We start from the raw sequence: 21,811 nt of genomic DNA on the forward strand, positions 1-21,811 counted from the left end.
TATCGGCTGTTACAATCGGTGCGTGTTCGTACTCGCTATTCGGTTTCCGTCTCCTTCTTCAAGAGCGTGTTGTCGGCCGCCACGATCGGCGAGTGAGTGTACTCGTCGGGGAACTCGACCTGTCCAAGTGGACGGCCTCGGGGTCACACTACAAGAGACCGTCCACGTCACGCTCAAGAGTCCGTCCAACTGGTTAGTACGGTCTGTGGATTATCGAATTGCACAAGGGCCGCTCATATCAATGGCATCAGCAATCCACTGTGGCTGCATCGGAAGGATGTCGGACGGCAAGTCGTTTACGCCGAAGAATCCGACCTCAAGTGCTTCCTCTTCATCGGCTTCGGCTGTCCCCGCCTCGATGGTACACCGGAAGCAGTTCGTAATGAAGTGGACTGTCTTTCCGGATGGATACGAAAACACCTGTTGCTCAGGCTGGGAATACACACCGGTTAACTCCTCGACCTGGATACGGATTCCCGTTTCCTCCATGACTTCCCGTGAAATTGCCTCTTGGACTGGCTCACACCGTTCGACCGAGCCCGTTGGAAGCGCCCACTGTTCCGTATCGGCGCGTTTTAACAACAGTACCTCATCCGAATCGGTAGTCACGACCGCCGCGACGCCCGGCCGAATCTGATCCGGCCACGAATATGGCGGCGATTCCCACGGCTCGATTTCCTCGGTAAACAGGTCAGCAAGCGTCGAAACCGTCAGCTCTGGCTCCTGTCGGTCACGAGCGGATGCAGCAGTCGGTTCTTCGTCGGCTACCAGAATCCCAGTGTGTCCCGCGTGGTGCGCACCGAGTACGTCCGTGGCCGGGCTATCCCCGATCACGACAGCGCTCATATTAGCGGACAGTCCATCGATGGCCATCTCGAACATGAGTGGTTCGGGTTTCCCGACGACTGTCGGCTCCGTTCCGGCGGCCGCTTCGACTGCACGGACGATGGCCCCAGCTCCGGGTGCAGGGCCATCCGGTGTCGGGAACGACCCATCGGGGTTGGTCCCCACGAACGCTGCTCCCCGATCGATATGCCTCGTTGCCCGCCGAATATCTCGGTACGTCGTCTCTTCATTTGCGCCGACAACCATCGCTTCTGGATCAGTGTCCGTAATCTCGATCCCCGCTGCCTGGAGTTCGGTTTTCAAGCCTTCACTGCCGACGACGGCGGTCGTGGTCACATCCTGCTGGGAGAGATACTGTGCAGTCGCCCAGCCTGACGTGACGATTTCGTCTTCCTGTGCGTTGATCCCCATCTCTCGAAGATCGCTTGCGACCGCCCGCCGCGTCGGGCGTGGATCGTTCGTTAGAAATCGCAGCTCCTTGTCCATCTCGTAGAGTCGGGTTACCGAGTCAACTGCAGCAGGCAGTGGCTCGTCCCCAACGTAGACCACCCCATCGAGGTCGAACAAGAACACGTCGAATTTCTCAGCAATCATACTACAGAGTAGCGGAATCAGCCACTTATATCTCATTGTAATAACACACCCGTAGTCTATCAGACATCGATCTCATCGTGGTAACAACAAGCAATGCCAAACACACTGAGAGTTCTCTAAAAAACGAATTTAAATGACATATCATGTTCCAATGATCGTATCGTGGAAGTACGATCGACTGTGCAGTGATGTTTAGTGGCTCCTCGAGACTGTGTCATCGGTTCGGCTGTGAAACGATTGTGACCGTTGTCCCGAGCAGCGTCGTAGCATGGCACTGCCCCCGTGAGTTTGGTATATACAAACCTATATGATGCGATGAAGATGATAACCGATATGGACGCCGACGACTCGAGCGATTCACCCCGCCGTATCAAATCGATTCAGACAGCGAGTGCTATCTTGGAAGCGATTCAGCATCTCGAGGCACCGACGTTTACCGATCTCTGCGGCGAGGTCGATATTTCGAAGGGGACGGTCCATACGTATCTCGAGACCCTCGAGAGCGAGGGGTTCATCACGAAATCGGGGAACGAGTATCGACTCGGGGTACGGCTGGTAACGATGGGGGAAAGCGTTCGAAACCAGACGGATATCTACCGCGCAGGGCAAGACGAAGTAGAAAAACTCGCCGAGAAGACGGGCGAGTGGGTACATCTGACGGTCGAGTGTCAGGGGCAGGAAGTGACGCTCTACGAAAGTAGCGGTGACAGGGCGATCGCAATGGATTACCACCTCCGAATGCGGGAGTCACCGCAGTACCTGTACCACACGGCGGCCGGAAAGGCAATGTTAGCGTGTTTCGATCGAGACCGGGTCCGAAAGCTGATCAACCGACAGGGGTTCGTCCAACGAACCGAAAAGACGATCACCGATCTCGAAACGTTGTTCGAGGAACTCGACCGGATCCAAACGCAGGGGTACGCGGTCAACGATGAAGAGGAAGTACGAGGGATGCGCTCCGTCGGCACTGCAATCACGGGACCCGATGCCGCCGTCTGTGGGGCAATAAGTGTGACAGCACCGACCAGTCGTCTCTCTGGGGAGTACTTCGAATCCGAGATTCCCGAGTTAGTTATGGAAGCGGCCAATATCATCGAAGTGAACCTCGAGACGGCTGGCGTCAAACAGCCACGCTAAGTCCGGTATCCGAGCCGAAGACGGGACCGCTCACGAATCGCCGTCGGCGATCACGTCACGAAACGATGTCTGCCGGAATCTCTCGACCGACCTATGGCCAGAGTCCCCGGGCTTCCTTTGCCTCGCCGATGCGGTTGAGCGCCACGACGTACGCCGCGTCCCGCCAACTCAGTCCTCGGGCGTCGACTTCCGCTTTCACGTCGGCCCATGCGTCGAGCATCGCCGATTCGAGTTCGTCGTTGACTCGCTCCTTGGACCACGTTCGGCGGTTGATGTCCTGGAGCCACTCGAAGTAGGAGACTGTGACACCGCCGGCATTCGCAAGGATGTCGGGAATGACGTGTTTGCCACGCTCGTGAAGGATCGTGTCCGCGGTCGAGGTCGTCGGACCGTTTGCGCCCTCGACGATGATGTCGGCCTGAATTCGATCCGCATTGTCGGCCGTGATGACGTTCCCGATGGCGGCCGGGATGAGAACGTCTACGTCCAACTCGAGGAGTTCCTCGTTGGAAACCGTCTTCGAACTGTCGTAACGCAGTACGCCTTCCGGCTCCTCCTTGTGGGACGGAACGTCCTGTGTATCCAGGCCGTCCGGGTCGTACAGTCCACCGTTGACGTCGCTGACGGCAACGATGTCCGCACCCCACTCGTCGAGCAGGCGGGCGGCGTTCGCACCGACGCTTCCGTACCCTTGCACTGCGATCGACACGTCCTCGAGACGCTCGTCGTAGTACTCGACCGCTTCCCGTGCGACGATGGCGACGCTCCGTCCGGGGGCTTCCTCTCGACCGTAACTCCCGCCGATGACGGGTGGTTTGCCGGTGACGACGCCGGGGATCGTTTCCCCTTCCTGCATGCTGTATGCGTCCATGAACCAGGCCATCGTCTGGGCGTCGGTGCCCATATCGGGTGCCGGGATGTCCCTGCTGGGACCGACCTCGTCTCGGATCTCTTCAGCGAACCGGCGGGTCAGCCGTTCTTTCTCGTCGTCGCTGAGGTCTTTCGGATCGACGACGATGCCGCCTTTCCCGCCGCCGAACGGGATGTCCATCACGGCACATTTCCACGTCATCCACATCGCGAGGCCGACGCACTCGTCGGCGTTCACCTCGGGGTGATAGCGGAGTCCGCCCTTGTAGGGGCCGCGAACGTCATCGTGCTGTGCGCGATAGCCGGTAAAGACGTCGACGGAGCCGTCGTCCCGCTCGAGCGGAATGGAGACCTCGACGACTCTGGTCGGGTGTTTGAGGCGTTCGATGACGCCGTCGTCGACATCGGTCCGGCTCGCAGCGGTGCGGAGCTGCCGGCGAGCCGTTTCGAGGGGTGATTCGGTCGTCGATTCGCTGTCCGATTCCGAGTGAGTGGTCTGTTTCTGTGTCATTGGTGAAGTCGGTTGGTGGTGTCGAGAGTCGTGATCGTTCGGCGACTAGCACTGTGTGTGCGGGTACGTGGTCGGATCGTGCCGACAGGGCCGCGTGATCATCGAGGGGATACTCGATTACGATCCGACGTGGTCGATCGCATCGTCGAGGAGGTCGACGGCGATATCGAGTTCGCGGTCGCGAACGTCAAGCGGCGGGAGCAATCGGAGCGTTTTCTGCCCGCATCCGAGCGTCAGTAGCCCCCGCTTGAGGGCAGCGTCGACGACTGCTTCCCGACGTTCCTTCGTATCGAATTCGATCGCAGTCATGAGACCGAGCCCGCGAACGTCGACGACCGTCTCGGGGTGATCGGCCTGAAGCTCCTCGAGCTGGCCCACGAACCGCTCGCCGGCCTGTTTCGCGTGGGTAAGCAGGTCGTGTTCCTGGATGGCTGCGACCGTGAGCGTCCCCTGAATCGAGGAAAGGATATCGCCGGCACCCCACGTCGAGGAGAGACGGCTCTTTTCGTCCGGGAAGATCTCCTCGGACGAGATCGTCGCGCCGACGCGCAGCGCTTTGGCGCTCGTGATGACGTCCGGTTCGAAATCGTAGTGGTCGGAGGCCCACATTTTCCCGGTGCGACCGACGCCCGACTGGATCTCGTCGGCGATGAGCGGGATATCGTGTTCGGTACAGAGGTCATTGACCGCACGCATGAACTCCGGTTCCGGGACTTGGTAGCCGCCTTCGCCCTGAACCGGCTCGAGGATGAGGAAGGCGACCTGTTCCGGCGGGATGTGGCCGTGTTTGGGGTCGAGTTTCTCGCGGAGGCGTTCGACGCCGGCCATGCTGTGGGGGACGTCGTGGATGCCGCTGAGTTCGGGGAATCCACGGCGGTGGACGGATTTCGACCGGTTCAGCGAGAGCGCACCGAGCGTGCGTCCGTGGAACGCGCCCTCGAACGTGAGGCCGTATTTGGGCTGCTCGCAGTTATCGTAACAGACCTTCATCGCGTTCTCGACCGCCTCAGCTCCGGAGTTCGACAGGAAGACCGTATCCATCCCGTACTGATCGGTAATATCCGTCAGCGTATTCATGAGATGGGCGGGGCCCGGAAGTTCCGTGTCTTCCGGCGTTCCACCGGTACTGACATAGAAGTCCTGCCCCGCAATCTTCAGCGGGTCGACGAGGTCGAACTCCTGCAGTTTGTCCATCAGCTTCGGGTTGTTATAGCCCAGCGGCGCAGCGGCGACGTGGCTCGTAAAGTCGAGCAGCACGTTCCCGTCGGGATCAGTACAGAACGGCCCTTCAGCGTCTTCGGTGATGTCCCAGACGAAGTCATAGACGTATGTACTCGTTGCTGCCGCCTCGTGGTGAAAATCGACCCACTCTTCGGCCTTTGGTCCTGGTAAGTTTTGGACTGATGGCTCAGCTTTTTGTCTCTGCATACATTGGTCACATCCACTACCACAATATAAATATTTCGTACGATGACCGTGTCTCGGTGCGATAGGACCGGCACTGTTTGTTCGATATATCCGAACTTTTCCAGCACGAATCGTTGGTAGCCGCTGATTACCGTGATCCGGAATGTAGCTTTCCATTACAAACATACGTCTGTATAGGTGGTCGCCTGTTCGGCTCCATCGTCTCGCCCCGTAAACGGAACTAAGAGGGAACGTCGACGATTATCGGGCCCACTGCTTTGAAAGTTTCAAACACGTCCGTGATCGGATTGCCGTCAATCGGATGAGCAGACGACCGCCGGGTTCTGCTCGTCCGATATTCGGTCGGTCGGCATAGTATCGTGCTGGCTATTGACTCGAGCGCTTAGCGTCCGCTCGTCAGCGGTTCGGACGTTGCCCTGGAGGCCGCTTTTCGATCGAATTTATAGTCTCTCCGAACTCGTATCACGTGGCTGTCGTTGCTGATCGCAACCGTTTCGAACTCCCCTGCTGCACTGCGCCATCTCCAGTTCAGTGTCCGATCACAGTACACGAACGAGTTGCAACGAGAGTACTACTGAATCCTCTCCCCCTAGAAAGCGGGGGAGAACGCGAATTCAAACGACCGTCCCTGGCCCGAGTTCGTGTACCTCAAACAGGTGGCTCGAATATACTGGCCGGTTTCTCGGTGGCATAGCGGCGTATAACCGCGCCGGGTTGTCCGGCTCGAGGTGGGCTATCGTCGCGCTTGAAAGTCACTGTCCACCCGATCGCAGGGCAGCGTTGGATCAGTGTGTCTCGTTTCAAGCGTGACGATAGCAATAGCGGCAAACAGACGGCGCCTGATCTCGATGGACCTATAGTAGCCGTTGAAAGTCATTGTACACCTAATCGAACGACGGCGTTGCGATCAGTGTGTGAATCGTTTCAACGGCTACTATAGCGCTGCAATGGAGTAAGGCAATCGTCGCTGAATCACCTCGAGAACCGCTGAAATCGACACCCGAACCGGAGCGATGACGAAACGCTGTTGGTTGCTCGAGCGGGTAGTGGCCTGGGCCACGTGCGACTTCCGTCGGACCGAGCGGGATGCATCAGTCCCAATGATCGCGTTCTGTGGCCGCTATGTGGATCTTTCACCCTTGCACTTCGATATAGCCAAACTCTCTACTGTCCTTTTGTAGTTAATATTCTCACATATATCGACGCACGACGGTCTCCAAGAGCATAAGATACATAAATGATCATCGGAATCGTTGAACCGACATGCATTGTCAACCCTATCCTTACGGAGCGAACATACTGCCGACTGAGTCTCGAGGCACGGTTGTCCGGACCGCGGCCGCATCCGAATATCGCGTGGCCTGTCACGACTGACAACAATGGAATACGATATTACACTCTTCGACGAACTCGATCCGGACGCCCGCCCCTCGTTAGGTGAGGCGTTAGTACCGGTTGCGGGAATGCTGTCGTTCCTCGCCCTCGGGATCGGAATCTATGGGCTGGACCCGCAATTCCCCCTCTTCTGGGGCATCACGTTTACCGGGTTGTTCAGTTACTACTGGCTCGGTGTCTCGTGGGATACGTTGTACGAAGGGATCACCCAGAGTCTCCTGATGGGGATTCAGGTGGTGTTCATTCTCTTTATCGTGTATGCACTCATCTCCACGTGGATCCAGGCGGGAACGATACCCGCGATGATGTACTACGGGCTTAGTCTGTTGACTCCCGCAGTGTTCCTTCCGATGACGGCAGTGATCACTGCCGTTATCACGTTCGCCATCGGGTCCTCGTGGACGGCGGCAGGGACGCTCGGCGTCGCCTTTATCGGAATCGGCTCCGGGCTTGGCCTCCCCGCACCGATGACGGCCGGGGCGATCCTCACCGGGGCGTACACGGGTGACAAGCAATCACCGCTGTCGGACACGACGAACCTCGCGGCAGCCGTCACCAACACCGATCTCTACGACCACATCAACGCGATGCGGAACGGAACCACGCTCGCGTTCGTGATCAGTGTCATCTTATTCGCGGTCCTCGGTCTCCAGGCCTCCGGAGCTATTCCGGCCGACCGGGTTGGCGAGATACAGACGGCACTTGCCGGTACGTACACGATCTCCCCGCTCGCGTTCTTCCCGATCGTGGTAACGTTCGCGCTCGCGATATACGGTATTTCCGCGATTCCGGCCCTCGGTACGGGTATCTTTGCCGGCGCGGCGACCGCGCTCGCACTGCAAGGGACGGGCTTTGAGCAGATCTGGTCCGCGGCCCAGAGCGGTACGAACCCCGAAACCGGACTCGAGGTCGTCAACGACCTTCTGGCGAGTGGCGGAATGGTCGGCGGCTCGTGGGCCGTTACGATCGCCATTTCGGCGCTTGCACTCGGCGGAATGCTCGAATGTACCGGTATTATCGCTGTCCTCGCTCACCATCTCGGCCGGCTGAGTCGTAGCGTCGCGAGCCTGACCGGCGTGACTGCGTTCTCGGCCGTGTCGATGAACGTTCTCGCTGCGGAGCAATACGTCAGCATCGTCGTTCCGGGGATCACGCTCCGGAACCTCTACGAGGAAAAAGGACTCAAGAGCGAAAACCTCTCGCGGGCCATCGAGTCGTCCGGGACGGTGACGAGCGCGCTCGTTCCGTGGAACAGTGGCGCTGTCTTCATGGCGGGAACGCTCGGCGTCAGTACGTTCGACTATGCGCCGTACTATTTCCTTGGCTTCCTCTCGCCCCTGATACTCATCCTAATGGGTGTCACTGGATGGAACATCACGCATAAGGAATCAGCAGACGCGGAGAGTACCGCGGTCGAACACGCCGAACCCGTTCCAGCCGGGGACGAGTAAGGCTCACCGATCGTTCGGCGCGGCTCGATATTCGAACCCCGTACCGTTCACCGTCGAATCCGTCTCGACCGATCGCCGTCGCTGCCGAAGCCGCGTTCGTCTTTTTTCGACCATCGCGTTCCAACCTCGAGGCGACGGTCTCGCCGCTTCCGCGGTGGTTACACTACATCACTCGAACCGTGCGTCGGAGAGCGGTGTCGAAATATCGTGGTACGGAGGACGACTCGATGGGGAACCCGGCGGCCGCTGCGGTCACTCGGCGTGGTCCGTCGTCGGACCCGCAGGTCGTAGTCAGACGGTCGCGGCTCGACTGACGCTCGCGATCGCTTCGTCGAGGAGGTCGACGGCGATGTCGAGTTCGCGGTCGCGAACGTCAAGCGGCGGCAGCAATCGGAGCGTCTTCCGTCCACAGCCAAGCGTTAACAGGCCGCGCTCGAGCGCGGCTTCCATGACCGCTTCACGCTGATCGGGGGTCTCGAACTCGATGGCGGCCATGAGCCCGAGCCCGCGTACGTCCTCGAGGGCCTGGTACTCGTCTTGAAGGGGTGCGAGACGGTCGAGGAGCCCTTTGCCCTGTCGGTCGGCGTGATCGAGCAAGTCGTGTTCGTCGATCGCAGCGAGGGTGAGCGATCCCTGGATCGAGGAGAGGATGTCGCCGGCCCCCCACGTCGAGGAGATGCGCGCTTTCTCGTCGGGGAACAGCTCCGACCGCGAGATCGTCGCACCGACGCGTAGTGCCTTGGCGCTCGTGATGACGTCCGGCTCGAAATCGTAGTGGTCGGAGGCCCACATTTTCCCGGTTCGGCCGACGCCCGACTGGATCTCGTCGGCGATGAGCGGGATGTCGTGTTCGGTACAGAGGTCGTCGACGGCGCTCATGAACTCGGCGTCGGGGACCCGATAGCCGCCTTCGCCCTGAACCGGCTCGAGGATGAGGAAGGCGACCTGTTCGGGTGGGATGTGGCCGTGTTTCGGATCGAGTTTCTCGCGGAGACGTTCGACGCCGGCCATGCTGTGGGGGACGTCGTGGATGCCGCTGAGTTCGGGGAACCCACGGCGATGGACGGATTTCGACCGGTTCAGCGAGAGCGCACCGAGCGTGCGCCCGTGGAACGCGCCTTCGAACGTGAGGCCGTATTTGGGCTGCTCACAGTTATCGTAACAGATCTTCATCGCGTTCTCGACCGCCTCGGCCCCGGAGTTCGACAGGAAGACCGTGTCCATGTCGTATTTGGCGGTGATCTCGGTCAGCTTGTCCATCAGGTGGCTCTGTGACGGTAGTTCGGCGTCGTCGGGTGTGCCACCGGTGCTAACGTAGAAATCCTGCCCGGCGATCTTCAGTGGATCCACGAGGTCGAATTCGCGGAGGTCGTCCATGATCTTCGGGTTGTTGTAGCCCAGCGGCGCAGCGGCGACGTGGCTCGTGAAATCCAACAGTACGTTGCCGTCCGCGTCCGTACAGAAGGGACCCTCGGCGTCTTCGGTGATGTCCCAGACGAAGTCGTAGACGTACGTACTCGTCGCTGCAGACTGATGATGCAGGTCGACCCATTCCGTCGCGGTCGGGCCTGGCAGTTGCTGTACAGCTGGCTCTGCTGTTTCGCGCTGCATACTCTCTCACATGGTCACGCGTGTCTTAAAACTCAGGGTATCAACAAAACGGTGGCTCGGCGGGCGCCGATGCGTGACTGATAGGCGGGTCGTTTCGACGGGGCCGCTACGCTGTGCCGGTCGGTTCTCCTCCAACAGGGACTCCGATCGAAGGGCTCCCGAAGCGTTACGCTATCCGTTTGCCGAGGAGACTGGCGGCGAGTTCGGCTGCGACTTCCGCGGTGCGGTTGTTCCGATCGAGAATCGGATTCACTTCGACGATATCGACCGAGCGAAGTAGCTCCGCGTCGCGGTCGCGCTCGGCAACGCACTCGAGTGCAGCGTGGGCTTCCCTGTATTCGACGCCGCCGCGAACGGGGGTTCCGACGCCCGGTGCGACCGTCGGGTCGAGCCAGTCGAGATCGAGGCTGACGTGAACCCCGTCCACGCCGTCGGTTGCGATATCGAGCGCGTCCTCGACGACAGCGGTGATACCGCGTTCGTCGATGTCGTGCATCGTGAACACGGTTACGTCACTTTCCTTGAGGGCGGTTCGCTCGGCGTTGTCAAGACGTCGTGCGCCGACGATGACCGTATTCGACGGGTCGACGGTCGGCGTCGTCGTCCAGTCGAGTCCGTCGAACTCACCGGTGCCAGTGACGGCTGCCAGGGGCATCCCGTGGACGTTGCCACTGGGAGAGGTGTCGGGTGTGTTGTAGTCCCCGTGGGCGTCGAACCAGAGAACCCCGATGTCCGCCGCTCGTGCTGCGCCGCGGATGGTTCCCATCGCAGTCGCGTGATCGCCGCCCAGAGCGATCGGAACGTCACCGTCCGCAATCGTGTCGGCGACCTCGTCCGCGAGTTCGGCGGTGACGTCGGCGATCTCGTCGAGATACTTCGCATCGTCTTCCGTATCCGGGACATCGCACTGCTCGAGTCGGGGGACGCGAAGATCTCCGCAATCGGTACAAGCAACGCCGGCTGTTTCGAGTTCGCCGGCAATATCCGCGTACCGGATGGCTCGCGGTCCGATGTCGACGCCGCGCCGATCCGCTCCGAGATCGAGCGGCGCGCCGAGCAGGCGAACGGTTCGAGTCGTCGATCGGTTCGGGTGGTCGATTCTGGCGTCGGTTGGTGTTGTCATGCTGGTGGAAAGACTCGTCGATGGTTCCGTTTCGTCGGCGGGATGTCAGCCCCCGTGTCCCGCGCGTCGCTACGTCGTAGCCACTGGGTAGCACACACGGCAGTTCCCCGGAGGACGTTTCGCTTTTCGACCGCCGTCCGGATCGTCCGCCAGGCGTCGAACGGGAGGTCCCCACACTCGAGCGATCGGCTCCGACGGGTGAGCTGTCGGAGCAACTCGCCGTCGTTCACTGTCACGCCACCCGGGGTAGCGAACGTGTCGGCATCGGCCGGTCGGTCGCGACTCTCGCGGCGGCTACGAGCGGTGCGGCTGCCGAAGACACGCGTCAGTCACTCGGTTGTTTCGTACCGTTACTCCAGTAGCAGTTCCCGCATCTCGGTTCCGGTTCGTGGGTGTCAATAACAGTACCGCACGCTGGACACCGTCGCTGGGTAGTTACAGGCATGTTCCGTGTATCGTCACGGTAACTCTACGCCAGTATATATACTCTTTGCAACTCCCGGCTCGACATCACGTCGAATCAGCCGTCACGCTGTGCGGTCTCGAGGTTGACCTCGATGAGATTGGCGGTCTCCATGACGAGTTCGGGGACTTCCGACCGAAACCGCTCGCCTTTCAGCCGACTGGCCGGTGCGCTCATGCTCACTGCACCGAAGATGGAACCGTCGGGAACGCGGATCGGTACACCGACGGCACGCATGCCACGGATTTCCTCCTCGTCGTTGAGCGCATAGCCGTTCTCTCGTACCGTCTCGAGCGTTTCCCGAAGTTCGGTCTCGTCCGTGATCGTGTTTGCCGTCTGTGCCTCGAGTTCTTGGGCGTCGAGTATCCTGTCTCGACGGTCCGCATCGAAGTGTGCAAGCATCGCTTTCCCGGCGGCGTTGTGGTGGAGATACTGCGGTGTCTCGCGCAGACGGAGGTGGTAGTCGGTCGCGATCGCGTATTCGCCGCGACTCTCGTAGAGGGTGACCTCGCGACCGCGTTCCTCAGCGACGAGGTGTACGTATTCCCCGGTCCGTTCGGCGAGTTCGTCGATCTCGTCGTGGCCCGCCATGTACAGGCTGGTTTCGTTTCGTACGTGTTCCGCGACCGTGACAAACTGTAAGCTGAGTCGGTAGACGCCGTCTTCCTCCGTGAGGTAGCCACAGTTGTGAAGCGTCCGGAGATACGTATGGACCGTGCCCTTCGTCAGGTCGACTTCCTCGGTGATCTCCGTGAGCGTTCCCTCGGTGAGCCGTTTAATAGCGGCCAGTATTTCATCGATCTTGTGGACTGATTTGATCTCCCGCTGACCGTTCGTTTCCTTTGCGGTTCCGAACATAGCCCTTCATCTATAGCGCTGTTTCTTAAACACTTGCATATATCAAACGCGTTTATTCGAACGCGGAACCGAGGCCGATCTCGGGTGGGAACCGCGAAAGGGGAAAATCGTCGCCGGTTCGCAGTCGATCCGACTCGTGAGCCCAGTTATTCGTCGGTCGTGATGTCGGCCGACAGTCCCTGGGCCATCTCGATCTCTTTGGAGTTGTTCAGCGTCCAGGCGGTGCGCTCGGTGACGGCCTCGATGGCCTCGCGGGCGCTCGGATAGCCGTTGCCGGACTTCTTGACGCCGCCGAAGGGCAACTGGACCTCCGCGCCGATACACGGCAGGTTCGCGTACGCGAGCCCGATATCGGCGTGATCGCGGAAGTAGTTGACCTGTCGGTAGTCCTCCGAGATGATCGCCCCAGCCAGCCCGTAGGGCGTATCGTTGTGGATCTCGACCGCGTCCTCAATGTCACCCGAGTACTCGAGGAGGGCGACGTGGGGGCCGAAACACTCCTCGTTGAGACAGCGCAGATCGGACTCGTAGTCGATCTCGTAGACGAACGGGCCGACCCAGTGACCCTCCGCGTGGCCGTCCGGAATCTCGTCGTCCTCGAGTTCGAATCGATCGACCAGGACGTTCGCGCCCTCTTCGCGCGCGAGTTCGTTGTGCCGGTGGATCTTCTCGACGTGGTCGGCCTCGATCGCCGGCCCCATGAACGTCTCTTCCTCGAGGGGATCGCCGACGGCGACGTCCTTGGCGATCTCGACGAACCGCTCTTTGAACTCGTCGTAGACGTCCTCGTGGATGATCAGCCGCTCGCTCGAGACACAGCGCTGGCCGGTCGTCTTGAACGAACTCATGACGGCCGCGTGGACGGCGATGTCGAGGTCGGCCTCCTCGGTCACGACGATGCCGTTTTTGCCACCCATCTCACAGGCCGCGAGCTTGCCGGGTTCGCCGCCGACCTTGCCGGCGATCTCGTGGCCGACTTCGGCCGAGCCGGTAAAGAGGACGGTATCGACGCGCTCGTCGTCGGTAATCGCTGCGCCGGCATCACCGAACCCTTGGACCATGTTGAAGACGCCATCGGGAATCCCGGCGTCCTCGAACATCTCGGCGATGATCTGGGCACACCACGGGGTCTGCTCGGCGGGCTTCCAGACGACGGTGTTGCCCTCGACCAGCGCGATGGCCATGTGCCAGAACGGGATCGCGACCGGGAAGTTCCACGGGGTGATACAGCCGATGACGCCCCGCGGTTTCCGGCGCATGTACGCGTCCTTGCTCGGAATCTCCGACGGAACGACGTCGCCGTGTGGGTGGCGCGCGTTGCCCGCCGCCCATTCGACCATGTGCCAGGCCTCGGTGACGTCCGCTTTCCCTTCCGAGATCTCTTTGCCACACTCTTTCGAGACGATCTCGCCGAGTTCCTGGTGGCGCTCGCGCAGTTCGTGGTAAATCTCCCACAGGTACTCCGCGCGATCGATCGCCGACAGTTCCCGCCACTCTTCGAAGGCCTCGTCCGCCGCCTCGAGGGCCGCGTCGACGTCCGCCTCGGTGCCACGCTGGAACGTCGCCAGCGTCTCGCCGGTGGCAGGGCTTTCGCTCTCGAAGGTTTCGGAGCCAGTTCCGCTCGTCCATTCGCCGTTGATATAGTGGAGATTAGTTCCACTTGCTGTTGATCGACTCACGTTCGACCGTTCTCCTGTGGCGCATATAATTGTTCATCTTTGCGTGAGCGGTCCGTGATACGGCTCACCGGGAGTACGGGGTTCGTATATATCAAATACGTGTTCGAGCGAATGCGGCGACTGAAAAGGGAGCGAACACGAACGATAGAGTACGGTAAGCGGCCGCTCCTTGGACGTTACACCATCACACACTCTCGGTAACGTTACAGACATACGATTGTAATACAACGTGATGCGTCTGATTTGATATTCTGAAATGGACGGTATCGTGACGAGAGTTTGCGGGATATCGGCCCTGCGGACGTACACAATGGACTCCGGGCTCGATATCGTGGCATAGTATATCAGCCATGGAAAGACTTATCAAAGGCCATGATTCATTGGGGTCTATGGGTGAATTCGGGATACTCTCCCTCGTACCACCGATTTTAGCGATCACGTTAGCGATTACCACGAGACGTATCATCCTCTCACTGTTCGTTAGCATCTGGTTCGGTGCCGTCATCTATACCGGCGGGTTCGGCATCGGACAGACGTTCGATTGGGTCGTCGCAGCCATCATCGCCGATGACGGGTTTCACGCGGAAATCCTGATTTTCACGCTCCTCCTCGGGTCGGGCGTTGCACTGATCTGGCGGTTAGGCGGTGCTATCGCTATTCAGGAGATAGCGAGCAAACGCCTCGAAACGAGACGGAAAGTCGGGATCGTCGCCTGGCTGTTGGGTATGGCGCTGTTCTTCGACGACTATGCAAACACCGCGATCATCGGGAACACGATGCGTGAAACGTCGGACCGAGTCAATATTTCACGAGAGAAACTGTCCTATATCGTCGACTCGACGGCCGCTCCCGTCGCGACGATCGGTATTTCGGGATGGGTCGCGTTTCAGCTGTCGATGATCGACGAGGCATTCAGCAATATCGAAACCGGAGCGGGCGTCCAGACACCGGACGTCTTCACCGTCTACCTCGAGTCGATCCCGTACAACGCCTATGCGATTCTTGCGATCGTCATGGTCGGTGTTATCGTCGTTACACAGCGGGATTACGGTGAGATGCTCACGGCGGAGCGCCGCGCCTGGGAAACGGGCAAGGTCAACGACGACGATGCGGACCCGTTACAGGAAGTCGAGGGTCATCTCAGTGATCCGATCACTGACCGACCAATGCTTCGGACGTTTCTGCTCCCGATCGTGGTCCTGATCGCCGTTACGATCGGCAGCGCGCTTCGGACCGGTTACGATGGTCAGCCGGTGGTCGAGTCACTGCTCGCAGGTGAGTTCGCGACGTTCGTCGAAACGGCGACGACCATCGCCGGCAACGGGTCCTGGACGACCGCACTGGTCTGGGGATCGTTCGCAATGGTCTCGACAGCGTTCGGTATCGGTATCGTATACGACCTGTTTACGGCCGACGAAGGCGTCGATGCCATCCTCGAAGGGTTCGAACTCATGCTGACTGCGGTGACGATTCTGATCCTGGCGTGGTCGATCAGTACCGTCGCCGATGCACTGGGGACGGGGGCATACGTCGCGACGCTGGTCGAAGGGACGATTCCGGTGGCACTGTTCCCCGTTGCCGTCTTCATCACCGCGACGTTCATTTCGCTCACGATGGGATCGTCGTGGGCGACGATGAGCCTGCTGACACCCGTTGCGATCTCCGTCGCGTTCGATCTCACCGGCGGGTTCGGACTCGCACCCGTCACCGTGGGGGCGGTGTTCTCCGGCGCGATCTTCGGGGACCACACGTCACCGATTTCGGATACGACCGTTCTCTCGTCGACCTTTACCGGTGCCGACCTCGTCGACCACGTCCGGACGCAAGCGTACTACGCGACGACCGTTGCGACCGTCGTCGTCGTCTGCTATCTCCTGTACGGCTTCTTTGCCGTCCCGCCACTGGTATTCCTGCCGATCGGCGTCGTCTTGCTTGTCGGACTCGTGTACGGACTGTCGGAATTCGACGCGAATCGACGGGGAATCGACGTCGGGACAATGCGACGCGATGTCGACCCGACCGGGCAGGACGCCGACTCCGAACACGGTACAGCGCCGGAGGGAACCGATTAACGTCCGCGACGATCGTTCCCGGTAACTGCGTCTCTCGGTATCGTTTCACAATTTGAAGCGCGAGTCGGCCCCCCGACCCTCTTATCCGGGAAGCGACACAGAGCAACAGGCGGGCCAAAACCGCAACCGGCGAAGCAATAACCGGAATGGGAGATCATAAGTATCTGGTTTCCGATGACGAGGTATGGATGTTAATCGTGCCGTGATAGAACGATTGACGAGCAATGGGATCGACACGATGTTCGGCATTCCGGGCAAACAGACGCTCCCGTTGAACGAAGCGATCGGGACACGTGACGATATCCGGTTCGTCGTCGCACGCCACGAAACCGCCGTCTCCCATCAAGCGTGGGGGTACGCGGAAACGAGCGGCACGCCGGCAGCGACGGCTGTCGTCCCTGGGCCGGGCGACATGAACGCGATGAACGGGCTGAAAAACGCACTCAACGATTGTACCCCGCTCGTTCACATCGCCGTCGAGACCGAACCCGAGGTTCGCGGGGGCGGTGGAATCCACGAGACGCCACCGGAAACCTACGATACCGTCGTCAAGGAGAACCTGCTCGTCGAACGACCGGAAAGCACGGCCGCGATCGTCGAGGAAGCCATCGCGATCGCCGAGACGCCGCCCAAGGGGCCGGTCCGGATCGGAATCCCGAAAAACTTCTTGACGATGGACGTTCCCCTGGCGACACCCGGAGAGTACAACCGAGAGTACGTCGAGGGCGCCGCCGAATCGGATATCGAGGCGGCTGCGACGCTGCTGGCCGAGGCGACGACGCCAGTGATCCTTGCCGGCGGTGGCGTCCGTGCCGCGAACGCGAGCGACTCGCTTCGACGGCTGGCCGACCGACTCGAGGCACCCGTCGTGACGACGTACAAGGGCAAGGGCGTTCTCCCCGACGATCCCGACGGGTACGTCGCCGGAACGCTTTCGGGCAGTGCATCCCCCGAACTCCTCGATTGTCTCGCCACCGCCGACGCCGCACTGGCGGTCGGGACGGACTTCGACGCGGTCGCGACCCGGACCTGGAGCGTCGAACTGCCCGATGACCTCGTCCACGTGACCCTCGATGCCGACGATCTCGGGAACGGCTACGATCCCACGGTCGGCATCATCGCCGATGCCGGGGTGGCGCTCTCGGAACTCGAGGCCGCGCTCGCGGACCGACCGATCCGTGCCAGCGACGGGACGGAGCGGGCGATGGCGGTCCGGGAAGCGACGAGCGACCGCCTCGACGAACTCCGTGGCTCGTCGCCCCCGTTGACGTCGGTGAGCGCACTCGAGAGCGTCCGAGACGCCATTCCACAGGACACGGTCGTCTCCGTCGACGCCGGTGGGTTTCGTGTCTGGGCGCTCAACGTCTTTGCGGCGGCCGGTCCACGGTCGTACGTCAACCCGGGATCGTGGGCGACGATGGGAACCGGTCTCCCGGCAGGAATCGGCGCACAGCTCGCCAATCCCGACGACGACGTCGTCGTTCTCACCGGCGACGGCGGCCTCATGATGTGCATCCACGAACTCCACACGGCCGTCGCGGAGAACGTTCCGATTACGGTCGTCGTGTTCACCAACGAGGACTACGCGATCATCAGCGATCAGGCGGGGCGAGACTATGACCTCTCCGACCGTGAGTACAACTGGAGCGACGCGCCGATTTCGTTCACGTCGCTCGCGGAGAGTATGGGGATGCGCAGTGAGTGTGTCGAAGACCCCGACGAGATACGGTCGACGGTCGGGTCCGCAGCCGTGGCGGACGAACCGGTCCTCGTTCAGATCCCCACCGATCCGTCGGAGCCACAGGCGAGCGACTGGATGCGTACTGATTGACATCCTCCCCGCCCTGAAGGGCGAGGATTCCCACGTTGGGATATTGTGGTTTACGACGTGACCTGTTTTTGAGGTGCGAACGCACCAGTTTCCTTGTCAAACAGGAACGTCGATGGCTGTGCCAACCAACCGTTACTCCTATTCGCCGAAAGACTCGGCGAATTCGGAGATACTTTCTGCCGGATGTTCTCAGCACCGTTCACATCAGCGTTCGCCACCGTCTCGCAGTCATCACAGACGTACAGTCCGCGTTCAACACGGTTTGCATCACGTTTGCGACCACAACACGAACACGTTTTCGAGGTATCCCGCTCGGACACTTCCTCAACCGAGATACCTTCCATCTCGGCCTTGTACGTGAGGAGGTCGGTGAAGCGATCGAACGCCCACGAGTGCAGGTCAAGGTTGCCGTGTTTCCCCCAGTTCTTCGCCTTGCCGTTCTCCTCGTCATCACGGATGCCGGAGAGGTCGCCCACTACAATTGTTCCAACTCCTTCGTCCACACATCGTTGGACGATGTGCTTGGAGAGGGTGTGGAAGTAGTGGGTGCGCCGAGCGGACTTCTTCTGGTTCAACCGATTGGCCTGCTCTGAGTCAGAGTCATCACAGCGAGCGAGTCGCTTGCTGAAGTAGTAGTCGTCCTGCTTCAAGCAGTTCAACGGGTACAGTTCGCTGTGACCGTCTTCGTAGGCAAGCGCGGCGAAGTTGTTGATACCAAGGTCAACACCCACCGTCTTCTCACCGGGAACTTCTGAAACTTCGACTTCGACTTTGCACACAATGTGCAATTCCCACTCTTCACCTGTCCAGACTGCCCGAACCTGTTGTACGCTCTCCACGGTAGAGAGGTCAACGTCGGGACGAGTCTGGTACTCGCAGAGAACGAAGTCCGACCAGTATTCTTTGAGGTTCGAGCCTTTCGAGAGTCGGACTCGGTTGTACTCGGTGTCGAGTTTGAAGCCTTTGTTCTTGAACGTGACCGTGCTACGCGGGTGGTCGTCGACGTGTTTGCGGTAGCCGGGCGGGTTCGCCCGTTGGTCTCCGTTGCGTCGTTTGCCGTACCAGCCGTTGAACGCCTCAGCGAGTTCTTGAAGAACGCGCTGACTTGACTGAGAATGCAGGTCATCGTAGCGTTCATGGCTCTTGAGGTAGGCAGTGAGTTCGTCGTGTTCGGGGATGTAGTCGATTTCATCCCAGACACGACTAATTGTCCACCGTCCGACATTCCAGAGTTTCGAGGCGGCGAACCCGAGGGCGTCGAGGTCATCCTGCACCTGTTGCTGGTTCTTGATGGAGGCAGTGTAGGTGCGGGCGACGACCTGTTTCGCCATACGTAATCTATGTTGACAAACCTACTTGAAAACATGGATTCGACCGTGGAATATTCTGCCGTGCCATCGAATAGTGGTTTGTGAAGAAAAGTGTCGGATTCATCCCCGCCCTAAAGGGCGGGGCTTTCTCCTTGTATTTCCGTAAACGCCGGGATTCTCTCGCTGCTTAAAGATAGATGTACAACCTATCGCATTCACATACTATTCTGATAGAGTATACATTCTCGAGCTGCCAGGCACGAACGATGGAACACGATCGACCGCAACGGGAACGACGACGATCGCTTCCCGGCACCAGTCCGACTGCGACGGACGCGATGAACCCGTGGACCCGATTGCCGAGTTCTTGCTCGGTTGTTGCCCAGGCCGTCTCGAAACGACCTGATGCCTGTCCTTAAAGCTACCTGAGGGAGAATACGGTACTCACGGTATCCCTCACCAACCGGTCGAGGCACGCCACGTCGCGGAACGTTTTCCCGGTCGATGTCACCGATTGGCCGATTGCCTTACTCCATCGATATGCGGTCGGTTTCGATGGGCACTGTGTAGCGCTCGAGGGCGTGATAGACAATCTCCTGAGGTAACCGTAGACATATATGCATATAGATAGCTATTCGGGGGGTGAGGGAACCGATTACCATGTCGACACGAGGCCCACGGGGGATCGCCGAAGCGTGACTCCCGACTGCGATATCCCGTTCGAACTCGCGGAACGGGACGACGACCGGTTCGTGGGTCACGTGCGTCGGTCGAACGCCTTCCGGTTCGGTCGCTCTCGATTAGGTTTACAAGTATATCGTTGTAATATCTGGGCGACCATCCGATCGACTCGAACGAGATGATACCGACGGTCGACGCCGCTGCCAATCGGTGACTGGGGGGCTCACCTGATCGAGAGATTGACTTCGATCTCGTTGCCGGCGGTTTCGATCTCGTCGACGAGTTCGTGCCGGTAGTCGTCATCGTCGAGTCGCTTGGTCGGACCCGCGATCTCGAGGGCACCGTGGGGATGCCCGTCGTCGTCCAGTATCGGTATCGCGATCTCGAGCAGTCCCTTGGCGCTCTCCTCGCGAGCGTACGCGATGCCGTCCGTCCGGATCGTCTCGAGTTCGGTGGCGAGTTCCGTCTCGTCGGTGATCGTTCCCGGGGCCGCTTGGGGCATCCCCCATCGTTGGACGATCTCGTCGACCCGTTCGGGTGGCAAGTGTGCGAGGATCGCCTTGCCGGTCGCCGTGTTCGTCATCCGTGCCTGGCCGCCTGGCAGGAACTGCCTGCGGATCGACCGCTCGCCCTCAGCGACGACGATATTGGTGGCGAGACCGTTTTCCTCGACGGCGAAATAGGCCTGTTCGCCCGTCTCAGCAGCCAACGTTTCGACCGTCGGCGAGACGATCCGGCGCAGTTCGTGTGACTGTTCGATCGTCCGACCGAGGTGGACGAGGCGATAACTGAGACGGTAGGTCCCGTCCTCGTTGATCAGATAGCCCAGTTGGTTGAGCGTCGTCAAATGCGAATGGACCGTACTCTTGGGTAGCTCGAGCTGTTCAGCGAGCGCCGAGACGCTCTCGGCCGTGTTTCGCTTGAGTGACTCGATGATCTTGAACGTCGTCCGAACGGATTGGAGCTGTTTCGTCTCCGGACCCTGTCGTCCCATACCATATCCCATTCTGATTGCTCAATAAAGCTGTCCAATAATCTCGGACGGAACCCGCCCGAGAGAAACGACGGCGGGCTCGAGTCGCCGACCGTCCCGACCGCGGTGGACGCCCGCTCGAGAACGGGAAGCTGCTTCCTACTGTCCGGTGAACTCCGGCTCGCGACCCTCGAGTCGGGCCGCGAACCCTTCGGTGTAGTCGTCGGTCTCGGTCAACGTTTCGCCGAGTTCGCCTTCGCGTTCGAGGCCCTGCTCGAGCGGGGTCTCCAGCGCGGCGTTCAACAGCTGTCGGGCGTGTTTCATGCCGAGTGGCGCGTTTTCGGTCAACGAGTCGGCCCACTCGCGAGCCCGGTCGTCGGTCGCCGACCGGTCGGGAACGACCTCGTGGACAAGCCCGCACGCTTTGGCCTCCCGTGGATCGATGTACTCGCCGGTGAGGACGAGTTCCTTCGCCTTCGAGAGACCGACCAGCCGCGGGAGTCGCTGTGTCGCCCCACCGGAGGGAAACAGCCCGAGTTCGACCTCGATGACGCCGTATTTGGCGTCCTCGCTGATGATCCTGAAATCGACCGGCAACACGAGTTCGAACGCCCCCGCAATGGCGGCCCCCTTGATGCTCGCGACCGACGGGACGCTCATCTCGTCGATGAAGTGGGTGATGTCGTCGAGTCCCATCTCGAAGTCGGGCGCGTCGTCCGCGCCGCGTCGTTTCATCATCTCGAGGTCCATCCCGGCACAGAAGACGTCGCCCTCGCCGAGAAGCACCATGGCCCGAACGTCGTCACGCGCTTCGACCTCCTCGAGTGCCGTTCGGAGATCGCGAAGCAGCGCTTGGTTCATCGCGTTGCGTCGCTCCGGTCGGTTGAGTACGACGTCCGCGCGGTGGTCGTCGATACGCAGCAGTACGTTACCGTCTCCGATCTCTCGCATACACCTATTCTATCACGAACATTTATA

The 21,811-nt window shown here is 60.2% G+C and carries 14 protein-coding genes; 4 read left to right on the forward strand and 10 right to left on the reverse strand.

Translation table 11 applies throughout. The features are described from left to right. Positions 1 to 210: 210 nt before the first annotated feature. Positions 211 to 1,440 carry an HAD-IIA family hydrolase gene (locus ACSBP4_RS06435; protein ID WP_435551690.1) on the reverse strand — a complete coding sequence of 410 codons (1,230 nt, stop codon included), beginning with the start codon at positions 1,438 to 1,440 and terminating at the stop codon, positions 211 to 213. A gap of 333 nt (positions 1,441 to 1,773) precedes the next feature. Between ACSBP4_RS06435 and ACSBP4_RS06440 the strand changes: the two genes are divergently transcribed. Further along, positions 1,774 to 2,577 carry an IclR family transcriptional regulator gene (locus ACSBP4_RS06440; RefSeq protein WP_006648163.1) on the forward strand — a complete coding sequence of 268 codons (804 nt, stop codon included), beginning with the start codon at positions 1,774 to 1,776 and terminating at the stop codon, positions 2,575 to 2,577. A 91-nt stretch (positions 2,578 to 2,668) separates the two neighbouring features. Here the strand turns inward: ACSBP4_RS06440 and gdhB are convergent, their stop codons facing one another. Further along, positions 2,669 to 3,958 (reverse strand): glutamate dehydrogenase GdhB, encoded by a 1,290-nt coding sequence (gene gdhB, locus ACSBP4_RS06445; RefSeq protein ID WP_006648164.1) that lies wholly within the window; start codon positions 3,956 to 3,958, stop codon positions 2,669 to 2,671. Positions 3,959 to 4,075: 117 nt separating this feature from the next. Beyond that, positions 4,076 to 5,386: an aspartate aminotransferase family protein gene (locus tag ACSBP4_RS06450; RefSeq protein ID WP_435551691.1), complete on the reverse strand. Its 1,311-nt coding sequence runs from the start codon at positions 5,384 to 5,386 to the stop codon at positions 4,076 to 4,078. 1,379 nt (positions 5,387 to 6,765) lie between these two features. Here ACSBP4_RS06450 and nhaC point away from each other — a divergent pair. Next, a complete protein-coding gene (gene nhaC, locus ACSBP4_RS06455; protein ID WP_049967040.1) occupies positions 6,766 to 8,232 on the forward strand; it encodes a Na+/H+ antiporter NhaC in 1,467 nt (488 codons plus the stop codon). A gap of 291 nt (positions 8,233 to 8,523) precedes the next feature. Here the strand turns inward: nhaC and ACSBP4_RS06460 are convergent, their stop codons facing one another. The 4 genes from ACSBP4_RS06460 to ACSBP4_RS06475 all read right to left on the reverse strand — a co-directional run bounded on the left by ACSBP4_RS06460 (position 8,524) and on the right by ACSBP4_RS06475 (position 13,966). Further along, positions 8,524 to 9,843 (reverse strand): aspartate aminotransferase family protein, encoded by a 1,320-nt coding sequence (locus ACSBP4_RS06460; protein WP_006648167.1) that lies wholly within the window; start codon positions 9,841 to 9,843, stop codon positions 8,524 to 8,526. A 166-nt stretch (positions 9,844 to 10,009) separates the two neighbouring features. After that, a complete protein-coding gene (gene rocF, locus ACSBP4_RS06465; protein ID WP_006648168.1) occupies positions 10,010 to 10,966 on the reverse strand; it encodes an arginase in 957 nt (318 codons plus the stop codon). A 520-nt stretch (positions 10,967 to 11,486) separates the two neighbouring features. Continuing rightward, the gene (locus ACSBP4_RS06470; RefSeq protein ID WP_006648169.1) at positions 11,487 to 12,287 is read right to left on the reverse strand and encodes an IclR family transcriptional regulator; all 801 of its coding nucleotides are present in this window, start codon (positions 12,285 to 12,287) and stop codon (positions 11,487 to 11,489) included. Positions 12,288 to 12,433: 146 nt separating this feature from the next. After that, on the reverse strand, positions 12,434 to 13,966 hold the full coding sequence (locus ACSBP4_RS06475; RefSeq protein ID WP_006648170.1) for an aldehyde dehydrogenase family protein: 1,533 nt from the start codon (positions 13,964 to 13,966) through the stop codon (positions 12,434 to 12,436). Positions 13,967 to 14,355: 389 nt separating this feature from the next. Between ACSBP4_RS06475 and ACSBP4_RS06480 the strand changes: the two genes are divergently transcribed. Both ACSBP4_RS06480 and ACSBP4_RS06485 read left to right on the forward strand, forming a co-directional pair. After that, complete coding sequence (locus tag ACSBP4_RS06480) at positions 14,356 to 16,038, forward strand: Na+/H+ antiporter NhaC family protein (RefSeq protein WP_049967043.1); 1,683 nt, start codon at positions 14,356 to 14,358, stop codon at positions 16,036 to 16,038. 184 nt (positions 16,039 to 16,222) lie between these two features. Then, positions 16,223 to 17,869 (forward strand): thiamine pyrophosphate-binding protein, encoded by a 1,647-nt coding sequence (locus tag ACSBP4_RS06485; RefSeq protein WP_049967044.1) that lies wholly within the window; start codon positions 16,223 to 16,225, stop codon positions 17,867 to 17,869. A 50-nt stretch (positions 17,870 to 17,919) separates the two neighbouring features. On the opposite strand, the gene ACSBP4_RS06490 is transcribed toward ACSBP4_RS06485, so the two are convergent. The 3 genes from ACSBP4_RS06490 to ACSBP4_RS06500 all read right to left on the reverse strand — a co-directional run bounded on the left by ACSBP4_RS06490 (position 17,920) and on the right by ACSBP4_RS06500 (position 21,784). After that, positions 17,920 to 19,200 carry an RNA-guided endonuclease InsQ/TnpB family protein gene (locus ACSBP4_RS06490; protein WP_373633561.1) on the reverse strand — a complete coding sequence of 427 codons (1,281 nt, stop codon included), beginning with the start codon at positions 19,198 to 19,200 and terminating at the stop codon, positions 17,920 to 17,922. Positions 19,201 to 20,083: 883 nt separating this feature from the next. Continuing rightward, on the reverse strand, positions 20,084 to 20,854 hold the full coding sequence (locus ACSBP4_RS06495) for an IclR family transcriptional regulator (protein WP_049967046.1): 771 nt from the start codon (positions 20,852 to 20,854) through the stop codon (positions 20,084 to 20,086). A gap of 138 nt (positions 20,855 to 20,992) precedes the next feature. Then, positions 20,993 to 21,784 carry an enoyl-CoA hydratase/isomerase family protein gene (locus tag ACSBP4_RS06500; protein WP_435551692.1) on the reverse strand — a complete coding sequence of 264 codons (792 nt, stop codon included), beginning with the start codon at positions 21,782 to 21,784 and terminating at the stop codon, positions 20,993 to 20,995. Between the last annotated feature and the right edge of the window lie 27 nt (positions 21,785 to 21,811).

Source organism: Natrinema sp. CGMCC1.2065 (assembly GCF_051225675.1).
GTDB classification, from domain to species: Archaea; Halobacteriota; Halobacteria; order Halobacteriales; family Natrialbaceae; genus Natrinema; species Natrinema thermotolerans.

Coding starts and splice junctions, on each gene's coding strand:
- ACSBP4_RS06435 (WP_435551690.1), bottom strand. CDS start 1,440: ATGATTGCTGAGAAATTCGACGTGTTCTTGTTCGACCTCGATGGGGTG.
- ACSBP4_RS06440 (WP_006648163.1), top strand. CDS start 1,774: ATGGACGCCGACGACTCGAGCGATTCACCCCGCCGTATCAAATCGATT.
- gdhB (WP_006648164.1), bottom strand. CDS start 3,958: ATGACACAGAAACAGACCACTCACTCGGAATCGGACAGCGAATCGACG.
- ACSBP4_RS06450 (WP_435551691.1), bottom strand. CDS start 5,386: ATGCAGAGACAAAAAGCTGAGCCATCAGTCCAAAACTTACCAGGACCA.
- nhaC (WP_049967040.1), top strand. CDS start 6,766: ATGGAATACGATATTACACTCTTCGACGAACTCGATCCGGACGCCCGC.
- ACSBP4_RS06460 (WP_006648167.1), bottom strand. CDS start 9,843: ATGCAGCGCGAAACAGCAGAGCCAGCTGTACAGCAACTGCCAGGCCCG.
- rocF (WP_006648168.1), bottom strand. CDS start 10,966: ATGACAACACCAACCGACGCCAGAATCGACCACCCGAACCGATCGACG.
- ACSBP4_RS06470 (WP_006648169.1), bottom strand. CDS start 12,287: ATGTTCGGAACCGCAAAGGAAACGAACGGTCAGCGGGAGATCAAATCA.
- ACSBP4_RS06480 (WP_049967043.1), top strand. CDS start 14,356: ATGGGTGAATTCGGGATACTCTCCCTCGTACCACCGATTTTAGCGATC.
- ACSBP4_RS06485 (WP_049967044.1), top strand. CDS start 16,223: ATGGATGTTAATCGTGCCGTGATAGAACGATTGACGAGCAATGGGATC.
- ACSBP4_RS06490 (WP_373633561.1), bottom strand. CDS start 19,200: ATGGCGAAACAGGTCGTCGCCCGCACCTACACTGCCTCCATCAAGAAC.
- ACSBP4_RS06495 (WP_049967046.1), bottom strand. CDS start 20,854: ATGGGACGACAGGGTCCGGAGACGAAACAGCTCCAATCCGTTCGGACG.
- ACSBP4_RS06500 (WP_435551692.1), bottom strand. CDS start 21,784: ATGCGAGAGATCGGAGACGGTAACGTACTGCTGCGTATCGACGACCAC.